Origin of the sequence: Nonomuraea sp. GTA35 (assembly GCF_041950525.1) — a bacterium.
Lineage (GTDB): Bacteria > Actinomycetota > Actinomycetes > Streptosporangiales > Streptosporangiaceae > Nonomuraea.
This window is the reverse complement of record NZ_JBGNUV010000002.1, coordinates 718007-732131: the sequence shown is the minus strand read 5'-3', so window position 1 is coordinate 732131 and position 14125 is coordinate 718007. Positions and strand designations below refer to the sequence as shown.

Annotated in this window: 13 protein-coding genes; 8 read left to right on the top strand and 5 right to left on the bottom strand. The window is 71.7% G+C overall.

The features are described 5' to 3' along the window. Nucleotides 1-180 precede the first annotated feature (180 nt). The 6 genes from ACBJ32_RS09975 to ACBJ32_RS09950 are packed head-to-tail and all read left to right on the top strand — an operon-like array spanning nt 181 to nt 6068. A complete protein-coding gene (locus ACBJ32_RS09975; protein ID WP_375126479.1) occupies nt 181-1302 on the top strand; it encodes an efflux RND transporter periplasmic adaptor subunit in 1122 nt (373 codons plus the stop codon). Beyond that, nucleotides 1299-2069, top strand: a complete 771-nt coding sequence (locus ACBJ32_RS09970; protein ID WP_375126478.1) for an ABC transporter ATP-binding protein — start codon at nt 1299-1301, stop codon at nt 2067-2069. The genes ACBJ32_RS09975 and ACBJ32_RS09970 overlap by 4 nt, the downstream gene beginning before the upstream one ends. Further along, nucleotides 2066-3316 carry an ABC transporter permease gene (locus ACBJ32_RS09965; RefSeq protein ID WP_375126477.1) on the top strand — a complete coding sequence of 417 codons (1251 nt, stop codon included), beginning with the start codon at nt 2066-2068 and terminating at the stop codon, nt 3314-3316. The genes ACBJ32_RS09970 and ACBJ32_RS09965 overlap by 4 nt, the downstream gene beginning before the upstream one ends. 12 nt (nt 3317-3328) lie before the next feature. Continuing rightward, on the top strand, nt 3329-3850 hold the full coding sequence (locus tag ACBJ32_RS09960) for a hypothetical protein (RefSeq protein ID WP_375126476.1): 522 nt from the start codon (nt 3329-3331) through the stop codon (nt 3848-3850). After that, a complete protein-coding gene (locus tag ACBJ32_RS09955; RefSeq protein ID WP_375126475.1) occupies nt 3847-4539 on the top strand; it encodes a response regulator transcription factor in 693 nt (230 codons plus the stop codon). Before ACBJ32_RS09960 ends, ACBJ32_RS09955 begins: the two co-directional genes overlap by 4 nt. Then, entirely contained in the window at nt 4536-6068 is a 1533-nt protein-coding gene (locus ACBJ32_RS09950) for a sensor histidine kinase (RefSeq protein ID WP_375126474.1), read from the top strand. The genes ACBJ32_RS09955 and ACBJ32_RS09950 overlap by 4 nt, the downstream gene beginning before the upstream one ends. Before the next feature lie 60 nt (nt 6069-6128). Here ACBJ32_RS09950 and ACBJ32_RS09945 read toward each other — a convergent pair whose 3' ends face one another. Continuing rightward, nucleotides 6129-7511 (bottom strand): FG-GAP-like repeat-containing protein, encoded by a 1383-nt coding sequence (locus ACBJ32_RS09945; protein WP_375126473.1) that lies wholly within the window; start codon nt 7509-7511, stop codon nt 6129-6131. 148 nt (nt 7512-7659) lie between these two features. Between ACBJ32_RS09945 and ACBJ32_RS09940 the strand changes: the two genes are divergently transcribed. After that, a complete protein-coding gene (locus tag ACBJ32_RS09940) occupies nt 7660-8889 on the top strand; it encodes a cytochrome P450 (protein ID WP_375126472.1) in 1230 nt (409 codons plus the stop codon). Between the two features lie 18 nt (nt 8890-8907). On the opposite strand, the gene ACBJ32_RS09935 is transcribed toward ACBJ32_RS09940, so the two are convergent. The 4 genes from ACBJ32_RS09935 to ACBJ32_RS09920 all read right to left on the bottom strand — a co-directional run bounded on the left by ACBJ32_RS09935 (nt 8908) and on the right by ACBJ32_RS09920 (nt 12723). Beyond that, nucleotides 8908-10314, bottom strand: coding sequence for an MFS transporter (locus ACBJ32_RS09935; protein ID WP_375126471.1), 1407 nt, complete (start codon nt 10312-10314; stop codon nt 8908-8910). A gap of 104 nt (nt 10315-10418) precedes the next feature. After that, nucleotides 10419-11015 carry a TetR/AcrR family transcriptional regulator gene (locus ACBJ32_RS09930; protein ID WP_375126470.1) on the bottom strand — a complete coding sequence of 199 codons (597 nt, stop codon included), beginning with the start codon at nt 11013-11015 and terminating at the stop codon, nt 10419-10421. A 181-nt stretch (nt 11016-11196) separates the two neighbouring features. Further along, the gene (locus ACBJ32_RS09925) at nt 11197-11877 is read right to left on the bottom strand and encodes a heme oxygenase (biliverdin-producing) (RefSeq protein WP_375126469.1); all 681 of its coding nucleotides are present in this window, start codon (nt 11875-11877) and stop codon (nt 11197-11199) included. Nucleotides 11878-11976: 99 nt separating this feature from the next. After that, a complete protein-coding gene (locus ACBJ32_RS09920) occupies nt 11977-12723 on the bottom strand; it encodes an alpha/beta hydrolase (protein WP_375126468.1) in 747 nt (248 codons plus the stop codon). 603 nt (nt 12724-13326) lie between these two features. On the opposite strand from ACBJ32_RS09920, the gene ACBJ32_RS09915 reads away from it, so the two are divergent. Further along, complete coding sequence (locus ACBJ32_RS09915) at nt 13327-14124, top strand: STAS domain-containing protein (RefSeq protein ID WP_375126467.1); 798 nt, start codon at nt 13327-13329, stop codon at nt 14122-14124. Nucleotide 14125 lies beyond the last annotated feature (1 nt).

Genomic DNA, 14125 nt, shown 5'->3' with positions numbered 1-14125 from the left:
GCCGCGCAGGATCGCGCCAGCCTGCGAGCGCCCTCAGAGTTGCCTGTGGGCCCGCGCGGCGCCCGAGCCTCCCAGCGGACGTTCAGCTTGCCCACGGCTGCGGCGCAGCATTGTGTGCGAGGGTCCTCGCTCGTGAAGGTGTCGATCAGGCGCAGAGCGCTGATTACCAACGGAGCGCTCGTGGCGCTCCTGCTGGGCGGTGCCGGGCTCGCCTACGCGCAGCTCGGCACGGGACAGGCCGCGGGTGAGACCGCCGTGCGGACGGTGACCGCGGGCCGGGGCTCCGTGACCGCCTCCGTGTCCGCCTCGGGGGCGGTCGAGAGCTCCCGGTCCAGAGCGCTCTCGTTCGGTACGAGCGGGACCGTGGAGAAGATCTACGTCAAGGCCGGGGACAAGGTGTCCAAGGGCGACATCCTGGCCAGGCTGGACGACGCCGCCTCCCAGGAGAGCCTGTCGGCCGCGAAGGCCACGTACCAGAGCGCCCTCGACGACGGGACCGGCACGGCCCAGCTCTACGCCGCCTACATCAAGGCCCGCAACGCCTACAGGCAGGCCCAGCGCACGGTCGCGGGCACCGTGCTGAAGGCGCCGTTCAAGGGCACGATCACCGCGGTGAACGGCTCGGTGGGCGGCACGGCCTCGGGCTCCGGCAGCGGCCAGGCCTCCACGGGCGGCACGGGCGGAACGGGCGGAACGGGCGGTACGGGCGGCACGGGCGGCACGAGCTCGTCCGCCTCCTCCGGTTCCTCCGGGTTCGTCGAGCTGGCCGACACCACGAAGCTCCAGCTCGTCGGCACCTTCACCGAGTCGGACGCCGGCAAGCTCAAGCAGGGCCAGAAGGCCACGATCACGTTCGACGCGCTGCCGGGCGTCACCGCCACCGGCGAGGTCACGCAGATCCAGCCGGCCGCCTCCACCAGCGACAACGTCGTCCAGTACCCGGTCACGATCACCTTCACCGAGGTGCCGGCCCAGGTCAGGCTGGGCCAGACCGCCACCGTCGAGGTCGTGGTGGGCCAGGTGGAGAACGTCGTCACCGTCCCCTCCACGGCGATCTCCACCAGCGGCGGCCAGACGACGGTGACCGTGCTGAAGGACGGCCGGCAGACCAGGACACCGGTCGAGGTGGGCGTCCAGGGCGCCACGCTGACCGAGATCCGGTCCGGCGTGTCGGAGGGCGACCAGATCGTGCCTCCGGCCCCGACGACCGGCACCACGGGCAACGGCGGCGGCGGGATGCGCGGCGTCGGCGGCACCGGAGGCTTCCCCGGCGGGGGCATGCCCGGGGGAGAGAGGCGATGACGGCCGCGGGCCTGCGCGCCGCGGACCCCGTGCCGGTCCTGCGCGTGCAGAACCTGGTCAAGGAGTACGGCGAGGGCGATGCCAGGGTACGCGCCCTGCGCGGCATCAGCCTGGACGTCCAGCAGAGCGACTACGTGGCCATCATGGGCGCCTCCGGCTCCGGCAAGTCCACGCTCATGAACATCCTCGGCTGCCTCGACGTCCCGACCTCCGGCACGTACCTCGTCGACGGCACGGACGTCGGCCTGCTGAACGAGCACCAGCTCGCCATCCTGCGCAACCGCAGGGTCGGCTTCGTCTTCCAGTCGTTCAACCTCATCCCGCGCATGAGCGCGCTGGCCAACGTGGAGCTGCCGCTCGTGTACGGCGGCGTCGGCCAGGCCGAGCGGCGCGAGCGGGCGCTGGCCGCCCTGGCGCAGGTGGGCCTGACCGACCGGGTGCACCACGAGCCGAACCAGCTCTCCGGCGGCCAGCAGCAGCGCGTGGCCGTCGCCAGGGCCCTGGTCACCGCCCCCGCGCTGCTGCTGGCCGACGAGCCGACCGGCAACCTCGACACCGCCTCCACCGGCGACGTCCTGGAGATCATGGACAGGCTCAGCGCGTCCGGCCGCACCATCGTGCTGATCACGCACGAGGACGACGTGGCCGCGCACGCCAAGCGGGTGATCAGGCTGGTGGACGGCGAGATCGTGGAGGACCGCCGCCAGGCGCCGGTGGACGGCCCGCCGCCGCGCATGCGGGACAAGGACGGGGCGGTCGCCCGGTGAACCAGATCGAGATCCTCCGCTTCGCGCTGCGCGGCCTGCTGGCCAACAAGATGCGCAGCGCGCTGACCACGCTCGGCATCCTCATCGGCGTGGCCGCGGTCATCCTGCTGGTCGCGGTCGGCGAGGGCTCCTCGCAGAGCATCCAGCAGAACATCCAGCGCCTCGGCGCGAACACGCTGACGATCTCCCCGTCCTTCTCGGGCGGTGGGGGCGGCGGCATGCGGGCGCCGGGCGGCACGGGCGGGAACACCGGGCCGCGCACGCAGGCCAGGCAGCTCAGCCTCGCCGACGCCGAGGCGCTGACCGACAGGACGCTCGCCCCGTCGGTGCGGAGCGTCTCGCCGGTGGTCAACGCCTCCTCCTCGACCGCCGCGTACGGCGCCGCCAGCCACGCCGTCTCGCAGTTCGTCGGCACGTACCCCAGCTATTTCGAGGCCGTCAACAAGCCCGTCGCCAGGGGCACGTACTTCTTCAACGACGACGTGCTGGCCGCCAGGAAGGTCGTCGTGCTCGGCCGGACCGTGGTGGAGGAGCTGTTCGGCGCCGTCGACCCGATCGGCAAGCAGATCAGCGTGTCGGGGGTGCCGTTCACGGTGGTCGGCGTGCTGAAGGAGGCCGGGTCCACCGGCACGCAGGACGCCGACGACGTGGCCATCGCGCCGCTGCCGGCCGTGCAGCAGAGCCTGAGCGGGTTCGGCTCGCTGGGACAGATCGTCGTGCAGGCCACCGGGGCGGAGACCACCACGTCCGCGCAGGCCGAGGTCACGGCTATCCTCAACCAGCGACACGGCATCACGAACAACAACCCCGACTACCGCATACTCAACCAGGCCACCCTCCAGGAGACCGTCAGTGAGGCGACCGGCACCTTCACCGTGCTGCTGGCCGCCGTCGCCGCGATCTCGCTGCTGGTGGGCGGCATCGGCATCACCAACATCATGCTGGTGACGGTCACCGAGCGCACGCGCGAGATCGGCATCCGCAAGGCCATCGGCGCGCCCAGGAGCGCGATCCTGGGCCAGTTCCTGGTGGAGGCGACGCTGCTGAGCCTGGTCGGGGGGCTGTCGGGGGTGCTGGTGGCGTTCGTGGGGACCAGGTTCACCATCGCCGGCATCGAACCGGTCCTCGTGCCCTCGTCGGTGGTGCTTGCGCTCGGCGTGTCGCTGGGCATCGGGCTGTTCTTCGGCAGTTATCCCGCCAACAGGGCGGCCAAGCTCAGGCCGATCCAGGCCTTGCGCCACGAGTAAGGAGACAAGGACATGGACAAGCTGGACTCCTCGCCGTTCCCCGACGACCTGCGGGAGGAGCTCGCCGTCCAGCCCGCCGAGGGCACCTCGAAGGTCACGCTGGCGCTGGCCGCCGGCGTCGTCCTGGTGGCCGGCATCCTGATCGGCATCCAGGCGGAGAGCTGGTTCGGCGCCGCCGACGCGCCGCCGCAGGCCGCCGGCGTCCAGCAGCGCCCCATGAACGGCGGGTACGGCCAGCGCGGCCAGATCCCCGGCGGAGGTGCGCAGCCGCAGCCGGGCGGCGGGCAGCGGGTGGGCGGCACCGTCGGCACGGTCGAGAAGGTCGAGGACGGCAAGGTGTACGTCAAGACCATGGACGGCTCCACCGTCACCGTCACCACCACCGACCGGACCACCGTGCAGATCTCCAGGCCCGGTAAGGTCTCTGACCTGGAGGCCGGCACCACGGTCGTGGTGCGCGGCCGGCAGGGCGCCGACGGCGCGGTCGCCGCCACCTCGATCAGCCAGGGGAGCCAGGCAGGAGGCCCACGATGAGGGAGGCCGAGGCCAGGCTGCTGGTGGTCGACGACGAGCCCAACATCAGGGAGCTGTTCTCCGCCAGCCTGCGCATGGCCGGGTTCGAGGTGCTGACGGCGGCCGACGGCATGGAGGCCCTGCGGGTGGCCGAGGAGAGCACGCCCGACCTGGTGATGCTCGACGTGATGCTGCCCGACCTGGACGGCCTGGCGGTCGCGGGAAGGCTGCGGTCCCGCGGCCGCCGGGTCCCGGTGCTGTTCGTGACCGCCAAGGACACGCCGGAGGACCGCCTCGCCGGGCTGGGGCTCGGCGAGGACTACGTGACCAAGCCGTTCAGCCTGGAGGAGGTCATCGCCCGCATCCGGGCCGTGCTGCGCAGGACCAGGCGCGGCACGCCGCCGCCGAACCGCCTGCGCGTCGCCGACCTGGAGCTGGACGAGGAGAGCCACGAGGTCTGGCGCGACGGCGTGCCCGTGCGGCTGTCGCCGACGGAGTTCCGGCTGCTGCAGTACTTCATGCTGAACGTGGGCCGGGTGCTGTCGAAGACGCAGATCCTCGACCACGTCTGGAACGGCGACTGGCGCACCGACGTCGGGCTCGTCGAGTCGTACGTGTCCTACCTGCGCCGCAAGGTCGACACCGGCGAGCGCAAGTACCTGCACACGCTGCGCGGGGTCGGCTACATCCTGCGCCCGCCGCGAGTATGAACAGGCACCTGTCCGAGGCCGCGAGCGGGCTCAGGAAGCAGCTGTCCAGGGCGCCGCTCTGGCTGCGCCTGGTCTCGGCCACCCTCCTGCTGGTCACCGTCGCGATCACGGCGACCGGCCTGTTCGCCGTGCGGCTGCTGCGCAGCTACCTCGTCGAGCGGGTGGACGAGCAGCTCCGCGTGGCCACCGCGCCGCGCGACCCGCCCCCGCCGCCCGTGGAGCTCCGCCCCGGCGGCCGGCCGCAACGCTACTTCGGCCTCTTCCACGGCGTGGTCCTCGCGCCGGGCGGCGAGCTCGTCAGGACCATCAGCGAGTCCACCGAGGAGCACACGCCCGATCTGCCGCCGCTGACCCTCGCCGAGGTCGTCGAGCTCGGGGGGCGGCCGTTCACCGTGGAGTCACGCGAGCACGGCGGCCCGAGCTGGCGGGTCGTCGCCGTGCCCACGCGCGGCGGCCAGAGCCGCATGATGGCCATCAGCACGGCCGACGTGGACGCGACGGTCTCCCAGCTCATCCTGATCGTGGCGGCCGGCGGCGGCAGCACGCTGGTCGTCCTCGGGTTCGTCTGCTACGGGCTGGTACGCCGCAGCCTGCGCCCCCTGCGCCAGATCGCGAGCACCGCCAACGACATCGCCGGCGGCGACCTGTCGCGCCGCGTGCCCCTCTGGGCCGGCACCACCGAGGTCGGCAAGCTCGGCCGCTCGCTCAACACCATGCTCGCCCGGATCGAGGTGGCGGTCCGCGAGCGCGAGGAGGCCGCCGAGTCCGCCCGCAGGTCCGCGGTGTCCGCCCGCGAGTCCGCCACGGCCGCCAGGCGCTCGGAGGAGCTGATGCGCCGCTTCATGGCCGACGCCTCCCACGAGCTGCGCACGCCGCTGACCTCGATCAGGGGCTTCGCCGAGCTGTACCGGCTGGGGGAGGAGAAGGAGGTGGCCGAGGCCGTACGGCTGCTGAGCCGCATCGAGGGGCAGGCCGCCCGCATGGGGCTGCTGGTGGAGGACATGCTCCTGCTGGCCCGGCTCGACCAGCGGCGCGAGCTGGCGATGCGGCCCGTGGACCTGCTCAGCCTGGCCGCCACCGTCGTCATCGACGCGCAGACGCTGGCGCCCGACAGGAGGATCGAGCTGGTCCGGCTGTTCGGCGGCGAGGGCGACGTGGTCGTGACCGGCGACGAGCCCCGCCTGGGGCAGGTGCTCAACAACCTCGTCAGCAACGCGCTCGCCCACACCCCGCCCGGCACCCCGTTCCAGGTGCGGGTGGGTCTCGAACCGGGCGGCGACCAGGCCGTGGTGGAGGTGGCCGACGAGGGGCCCGGGTTCTCCGCGGAGGTGGCCGAGCGGGTCTTCGAGCGCTTCTACCGGGCCGATCCGGCCCGCGGCGCCGGAGGATCGGGGCTCGGGCTGTCGATCGCGGCCACGCTGGTGGAGGCGCACGGCGGGATCGTCATGGCGGAGAGCGAGCCGGGCCAGGGTGCCCTGTTCCGCGTCATCCTCCCGACCCGGCCACCGGACCCGGACCCCGAGCCGTAGCCCGCTCCCGTGGCCCGCGCCCAGGGCACGCCCCCATGGCCCGCTCCTGCCGTCTCGGCCTCAGCCGAAGGTGTAGCCGTACAGACCGGTCCCCTTGTCGAGCTGCCGTACCTTGCCCAGCTCGACCCGCCCCGACTCCCGCCTGCTGCCCGGCGCGTACATGATGATCCCCTGGTCGGGCGCCGCCACCACCAGCCCGTACACCGGCGGACGCTTGGCCAGCGACCGGTACCGCTCCCAGCCGGGCAGCGCGGTCACCGACGCCCCGAAGTCCTGCCCCTTGCCCTTGACCAGCAGGTTCCCCACCCGCGTCAGCCCGCCGGACGACCGCCCGGCGAGCACCTGCACGGCCTTCTCGCCGGGCACGCCGATGGCCAGCTCGTCGTTGCCGTCACCGTTGAAGTCCCCCGCGGCCAGCGAGGCGCCGAACCGGTCGTAGTAGCGGGGCTTGCCGTCGAGCGTGTTCTGCGACCACGCCTCGGTCCTGTCGGTACGCAGCCCGGCCCGCGAGCCGTACAGGACGTCCACGGTGCCGTCGCCGTAGTCCATGGCCCGCTGGTTGGCGCTCAGGCCCTCGCCCGGCACCCCGATCGCCAGGTCGGCCTTGCCGTCGCCGTTGAAGTCGCCGCTCGCCAGCGCGGCGCCGAAGTTGTCCCACTTCTCGGCGGCGCCCTTGATCCCCGGCGTGCTCTGCGTGAGGAACCGGGCCCGCCTGCCGCGCACGTCGATCACGGTCACCGAGCCCTGCCCGTCCTTCGTCACGCTGTCGGCGGGCGCCCCCACGACCAGCTCGTCCCGCCCGTCCCCGTCGAAGTCCCCGGTGGCCAGCGACGCTCCCCACTGGTCGGTGACGCTCGCCCCCTGCCGCACCCACGACGTCTTCTGCGTGATCTGGTACGGCTTGCGCCCCTTCATCCAGTACACGGTCACCGCCCCGCCCGACCGGTGGCTCGGCGCGCCCACCGCCAGCTCGTCCCGCCCGTCCCCGTCCAGGTCCCCCGCCGCCAGCGAGGCCCCGAACCGGTCACTGGACGGCTTGGCCAGCTTCAGCTCCTTCCCGGCCACGAGCCCCGCCGGGGACCCGTCGAAGATCTGCACGACCCCGTTCCCGTCACCCCCCGGCACCCGTTCACCCGCGAACTCCTCCGACACCCCCACGGCCAGATCGGCGCACCGGTCCCCGTTGAAGTCGCCCACGGCCAGCGCCGACCCGAACGAGTCCCCCGGCTCGGCCCCCTCCTGGGTGAGCTTCGCCTTCTCGCCGGACCCGTACATGACGGTGACGGAGCCGGCCCTGGTGGCGTCGTACGGGGCGGCCACTGCCAGGTCGGGACGGCCGTCGGCGTCGAAGTCGAGCGGGTGGCCGCCACACGCGCGGGCGGCGGCCGGAGCCGCTCCTGAGGCCAGGGGGACGATCAGGCAGGCGGCGAGCAGCACATTCATACCCGAAGTAATGACCAGGCAGGCCGAACCGGGTCTGAACGGCACGAGAACGGGCCAGGAGGGCAGGATGCACATCACGAGCGTTCCCTGCGGCGCAGCGCCCGCCTCGAAGGGATCCGGCCGCACCGGAACGTGCCACCATAGACGGGTGGACATCGACCTCGCTGATCTGGATTTCTGGCGCAAACCCCTCAAAGAGCGGAATGAGGCGTTCGCCCGGCTCCGGCAATTGGAGCACCCGGTGTTCTTCCCGGAGAAGAAGGTGCCCTTCCTCCGCTCGGGCAAGGGCTTCTACGCCCTGGTACGCCACGCCGACGTGGTCGAGGCCAGCCGTAACGCCAAGATCTTCTCCAGCGAGCCGGCCGTCACCAACCCCGAGCCGCCGAGCTGGGTGAAGCAGGTGTTCGGCGAGTCGATGGTCAACATGGACGACCCGCGCCACGCCCGCCTGCGCCGGATCGTGACCCGCTCGTTCAGCCCCAGGATGCTCGCCGGGCTGCAGAGCGACATCGAGGCCGCGTGCGGGCGCATCGTGGACGACGTGGTCAGGGACGGCCCGCGCGACTTCGTCACCCAGGTCGCCGCCCGGCTGCCCATCCACGTCATCTGCGACATGCTCGACATCCCGCAGGAGCTGCGGGAGAAGGTCCACCAGCACGTCGACATCTCCACCGCCTACACCGGCGTGCGGCCCAGCCTGGCCCGCAGCGTGCAGATGGCCGGGCAGAACATGCTGGCCCTGCTCGCCCTGCAGCGCATGGTCATCAAGCTCGGCCACGAGCGCGTCGCCAACCCCAAGGGCGACCTGGTCTCCCTGCTGGTCAACGCCAACCCCGACGGGGAGAAGCTGACCGACAAGGAGCTCGGCTCGTTCTTCTCGCTGCTGCTGGTCGCCGGCAACGAGACGGCCCGCAACACGATGGCCCACGGCATCAGGCTCCTCACGGAGAACCCCGCCCAGCGCGAGCTGCTGATGAGCGACTTCGACACGCACATCAACGGCGCCATCGAGGAGATGGTCCGGTACGTGTCGCCCATCATGCAGTTCCGCCGCACGGTCACCGAGGACTACTCGCTGCGCGGCCTGGAGCTGAAGAAGGGCGACAAGGTCGTGCTCTTCTACGGCTCCGCCAACCGCGACGAGTCGGTCTTCCCCGACGCCGACACGTTCGACATCACCCGCGACACCAAGCCGCACGTCGGTTTCGGCGGCCCGGGCCCGCACTTCTGCCTGGGCGCCAACCTGGCCAGGCAGGAGATGCGGACGATGTTCCGCGAGCTGCTGACCCGGCTGCCGGGCATCCGCTCGGTCGGCGAGCCCGAGCTGCTGCTGTCGAACTTCGACAACAGCGTGCGCAGCCAGGCCTTCACCTTCTGACCGGAGCGGCCAGGCAGGTCAGTCGTCGGCGGCCAGGACGTTCGTCCTGATCGTGAGGAACGTGATCAGCGCGGCCACCACCATCATCCCCGCGCTGATCAGCATCGCCGTGCGGAAGCCCGCGTCGAACACCCGAGGCTGCTCGAAGGCGTCTCCCACCAGCCCCACCAGCGGCGGCACGGCGGCCACGGCCAGCAGGCTCCCGGTGCGGGCCACCGCGTTGTTCACGCCGCTGGCCGTGCCCGCGTACCGCTCCTGCGCCGAAGCCAGCACGGTCGCCGTCAGCGGTGCGACCGCCGCCGACAGCCCCAGCCCGAACACGAACACCGCCGGCAGCACCTGCAGCGGGTACGACGCGCCGAACCCGATGGTGCTCATCAGCACGAACCCGCATCCCGCCACCAGGATCCCGATCGTCATGGGCCAGCGCGGCCCCACCCGCTTGGCGAGGTCTCCGGCGCGCGCCGACAGCAGCAGCATCAGGACCGTCGTCGGCAGCATCGCCAGCCCGGCCGCGATGGGGGAGAACCCGGACACCACCTGGAGCTGCACGACCAGCAGGAAGAACACCACGCCCATGGCCGCGTACATGATCAGCGTCACCACGTTCACCGCCGTGAAGACGCGGTCGCGGAACATGCCCACCGGCACCAGCGCGTCCGGCGACCTGTGGATCTCCAGCGCCACGAACGCCACCGCCAGCGCCAGCCCGGCCACCAGCGGCACCGACACCCCCTTCTGGATCAGCCCGTACGTGATGCCGGCCAGCGCCAGCGCCGCGAGCACCGAGCCGAGCACGTCGAACCGGCCCGACGCGGCCTCGTCCTTGCTCTCCGGCACGTGCCGCAGCGTGACGAACACGACGAACGCCGCGAACGGCAGGTTGATCAGGAACGCCCACCGCCATCCGGCCGTCTGCACCAGCCAGCCGCCCAGCAGGGGCCCGATGGCGCTGGCCACGCCGCCGAGCCCGGACCACACCCCGACCGCCCTGGGCCGGTCGTGCCGGACGAAGGACGCCTGGATGATGGCCAGCGAGCCGGGCGTCAGCAGCGCCCCGCCGATGCCCTGCAGGGCGCGGGCGCCGATGAGGAACTCGATGTTCGGCGACAGCCCGCACAGGGCCGACGCGATCGCGAACCAGACCGTCCCGACGAGGAAGAGCTTGCGGCGCCCGTAGCGGTCGCCGAGCGAGCCGCCCAGCAGGATCAGCCCGGCCAGGGTCAGGGTGTAGGCGTTGATCGTCCACTGCAGGCCGGCCATGCCCGCGTCGAGCTCCCGCCCCAGGAACGGCAGCGCGACGTTGACCACCGTGCTGTCGAGCATCGCCAGGCCGGAGCCGAGCACGGTCGCGAACAGGATCCACCGGCCGCGTGCCGACTTGAGCGCGATATGTCCGTGCAGGAGGGCGGGGTCGTCGGTCATGGGGCAATCCTGTCACCGGGCCCCGGCAGTCCCGCCGGGGGTCCTCGCCCCAGCCGCCGAGCGCCCGTGGCAGGCCGTGGCCCGGCCGCCGCAGGGCAGCCGGCTCAGCCGTTGCCCAGGGCCCGCAGCACGAACTCCGACACCAGCTCCCCGGCCGTCTCCACCGTCACGTCCCCGCTGATCAGCGGCACCCGCTCGGCGCCGATGACCGCGAGGATCATCCGCGCCGTGGCGTCCACGTCGAGCGGGCGGAAGTCGCCGGCCTCGACGCCGTTCTCGAGGATCTCCACCAGGATGCGCTGCATCGGCGCCACGTGCTCGGCCAGCCGCTGGTAGGCGTCGGGCCCGAGCGCGGCGCTGAGATCGGCCGCCCCCGGGTGCGGGTGCGCGAGCAGCCCGGCGAGCTGCAGCCGGACGAACGCGCGCAGCCGGTCGGCGGGCGCGGCCCCGGCGGGCAGCTCCCGCTCGTAGCTGTCGATGAAGTAGCGGGTGACCCGCTCGGTGAACGCCAGCAGCAGCGCCGCCTTGTCGGGGAAGTAGTTGTACAGGACCGTGCGGGTGATGCCGGCCTCGCCGGCCACGTCGGTCATGGAGATGGCGTCGATGCCCTGCACCCTGGACAGGCGCGAGACGGCCTGCAGGATCCGGTCACGCGTCTGGGCGCGGTGCTCGCCGATCGTGGCGGCCGAGATGCGGGGCATAGGCCCATGGTAGGCCGGGCCGGGGCTCACCGGTGGCCGTTGATGTCGGCCGTGGTCCACCGGTGGCCGCTGGCACTGGCCGGGCCCTCCGGCCGCCGCCGGCTTCGGCGCCAGCCGATGCCCTTCGGCCGGTGCTGGTGTCAGCGTTGCAGCCCCAGCCAGAGCCTTCAGCAGTGCGGGCTCAGGCGGCGGCCTTGACCACGTGCCGGAGCTCCGTCAGCACTTCCGTGTTGAGCTGGTAGGCCAGCTTGACCTCGCCGATCACGCGTTGCTGCTCGCTCTCGTCCAGCTCCAGCCCCAGCGCGTCCAGACGCGAGCGGTACTCGTTCTTGAACCGGGGCAGGCTGCCCAGCTCGTCGAAGAAGTAGAAGTCGACGCCTCCGCCCTTCGCGTAGCCGTAGATCTTCTGCAGCTCCATCCGGATGAACTGGCCGCCCGACAGGTCGCCCAGGTAGCGGGTGTAGTGATGGGCCACGTAGCCGCCGGGCCAGTCGGCCACCTGGTGGATGCGGGCCACGAGGGTGCGGGTGGACTTCGACGGGACGATCCGCTCTCGCCAGCCCGGCCCGTAGATCGTCGCGAGGTCGCGCTCCAGCGCCGGCTCCCGGTACAGCTCAGGGAAGACGAAGCGGCCGGCCACCGGATGGGCCGCCAGCTGGCGTGACACACCGTCGAGCGCGGTGTACGCGAAGTAGTGCTGGGCGACCATCTCGCCGTAGTCGTGCTCGCTCAACCGGCCGCTCATCAGCGCTGAGAGGTAGCCCTCCGACTCCGCCGACTGGTGGTCGGCCCAGGTGGAGTTGCGCAAGGTTTCGGAGAACGACGTGGTCACGGCCCACCTCTGCTCGTGCTGGCGTTTCATGACGAAGTGTCACAAACGTCGGCGTCCGACGTCAAGCTGATGACGACACCATGTCATCAAAGGCCTGCCTCCTTCGACACGTACCCAGGAACGGGGGAGTCAAGAGCCGTCCTGCTCGAAGGTCACCTCCTGGTGGCGGCCGAGGGCGATCAGGGTCAGGTTACGCAGGGACGCAGTGCCCGGGGTGTAGTAGTCGCTGTGGCCGCCCGTGCCCGCATCGAAGCGGTGGGCGCCGTACGGGACCTTCATCGGGTCGGCGCCGAAACCGAGGGCGCCGAGCTTGACCTTGGGGACGAACTTGATCCAGTCGTTGTCGCCGAGCCCGGCCCAGACCCGGACCGGGGAGGCCGCGCCGGCTGCGCCGACGCCGGGGCTGCCGATGAAGGCCACGTCGGAGATCGGTAAGCCCGGGGCCGCGAGGGCGCAGGCGTAGGAGCCGTAGCTGTGGCAGAGCAGGCTGATCGGGGCGGTGGTGCGCCGGCGCAGATCGGCGACCGTGCGGCGGAGCTCGTGGGAGCCGGCGACGGCCGCCTCGTCGGTGAGCGCGGCCAGGCTCAGAGTGGGCGGTGAGTCGTAGCCCAGCCACGCCATCACGGCCAGCCGCTGGTGAGGAGCCAGCCGCGCCGCCTCCGCCAGCAGGGCGCGCGCCGCGCCTCCGGGGTGCCTGGTGCTGGAGTCGAACGTGGCCGCCTTGGTGTCGGCGCCGGGCACGACGATCGCCACCCGGTCGGCCGTCGCCAGGTCGCTGCCGTACATCCTCACCAGCCTCTCGCCCGGCTGGGGCGGAAGCATCAGGAGTGTGCCGATCACCGCGGCGCTCCCCGCGATGGCAAGGTTTCTGAGCATGGTGCGACGTTATGGAGAAGGGGGTGTGATGCGCGTCACCGCACGGTTTGAAAATCGGCGTCATACCGGAGGGTGATGCGGGCTCGATGGAGTGGAGCGAACACGGGCCGCATCCACGCCGCCAAGGAGGAGAGAGGGTGGAAGGCGGGCGGAGGAAGCGCGGTGTGGGTGGACGCCGTGCGGCGTGGGTCTGGCTGGCCGGGTGGGCCGGTGCCGATGGCCGGCGTGGCGTGGGTGTGGCTGGCCGGTCCGGCGGGGGCTGACACGGGGCGGGGAAGCGCTGGCCGAGCCATGGTGGCGATGGCCGGCACGGGGCGGGGATGCGCTGGTCGGGCCCGACGGCGGCGGTGGCCGACGTGGGGTGGGGGTTGCCGTTGGGGCCTGAGTTGTCAACGGTGAATGAGGAGTGCGATGTCGAGTGGTGGGAGAGAAGAGGACCGGCGAGGCGGGGCGGGTGTGCGCGGGGCTCGGAACGGTGAAGTGAATCCGATCGGAGTCCCTGGTGCCGGTAAATCGCACTAACATACGAGCAACTGCCAGCCGCCCTCTCTGGAGTGATCTTTGTCCGTTCATGCCGATGTAACCAGGCGACGCATCGAAGAATTGCTCCGCCTTCACCAGGAGCAGATCGTCCGCCGCTGGGCGCAGATCGCCGACGCGTCGTCCGAGGAGCTCACCGAGATCTACCAGGCGCTGCTCACCGCACTGGACGAGGGCAAGAACGACTTCGCCGACGTCCGCGGCCTGCTGGCCGAGCTGTCGCGCTCGCGCGCCCGCGCCGGGTTCGCCCCGGCCGACACCGCCAGGGCCGTCTTCGGCCTGAAGGAGGCCCTGTACGAGGTCGTCGAGGTCGACACGGAGGGTGTCGAGGCGGCACGCGGCTTCATCTGGTTCTCCAGGCTGATCGACGACCTGGGGCTGTTCACGTTCGAGACGTTCGCCGACGCCCGCGAGAAGATCATCCTCGACCAGGCCGAGCAGCTCCTGGAGCTGTCCACCCCGGTGGTCAAGCTGTGGGAGGGCATCGTGGCGGTGCCGCTGGTCGGCACGCTCGACTCCGCCAGGACCCAGGTGGTGATGGAGAAGCTGCTGCAGACGCTGGTCGACACCGGCGCCGAGCACGCGGTCATCGACATCACCGGCGTGCCCGCCGTCGACACGCAGGTCGCCCAGCACCTGCTGAAGACGGTCGTCGCCGCCCGCCTGATGGGCGCCGAGTGCGTCATCTCCGGCATCCGCCCGCAGATCGCGCACACCATCGTCACCCTCGGCATCGAGTTCGGCGACATCGTCACCAAGTCGTCGCTGGCCGACGCGCTGGCCCACGCCTTCAGGCACGCCGGCATCCACGTCAGCGGCGGTCGCGACACGCGCATCGCGATCCGGGCGGAGAACGCGTAGC

Coding starts and splice junctions, on each gene's coding strand:
- ACBJ32_RS09955 (WP_375126475.1), top strand. CDS start 3,847: ATGAGGGAGGCCGAGGCCAGGCTGCTGGTGGTCGACGACGAGCCCAAC.
- ACBJ32_RS09925 (WP_375126469.1), bottom strand. CDS start 11,877: ATGAAACGCCAGCACGAGCAGAGGTGGGCCGTGACCACGTCGTTCTCC.
- ACBJ32_RS09960 (WP_375126476.1), top strand. CDS start 3,329: ATGGACAAGCTGGACTCCTCGCCGTTCCCCGACGACCTGCGGGAGGAG.
- ACBJ32_RS09950 (WP_375126474.1), top strand. CDS start 4,536: ATGAACAGGCACCTGTCCGAGGCCGCGAGCGGGCTCAGGAAGCAGCTG.
- ACBJ32_RS09920 (WP_375126468.1), bottom strand. CDS start 12,723: ATGCTCAGAAACCTTGCCATCGCGGGGAGCGCCGCGGTGATCGGCACA.
- ACBJ32_RS09930 (WP_375126470.1), bottom strand. CDS start 11,015: ATGCCCCGCATCTCGGCCGCCACGATCGGCGAGCACCGCGCCCAGACG.
- ACBJ32_RS09945 (WP_375126473.1), bottom strand. CDS start 7,511: ATGAATGTGCTGCTCGCCGCCTGCCTGATCGTCCCCCTGGCCTCAGGA.
- ACBJ32_RS09970 (WP_375126478.1), top strand. CDS start 1,299: ATGACGGCCGCGGGCCTGCGCGCCGCGGACCCCGTGCCGGTCCTGCGC.
- ACBJ32_RS09935 (WP_375126471.1), bottom strand. CDS start 10,314: ATGACCGACGACCCCGCCCTCCTGCACGGACATATCGCGCTCAAGTCG.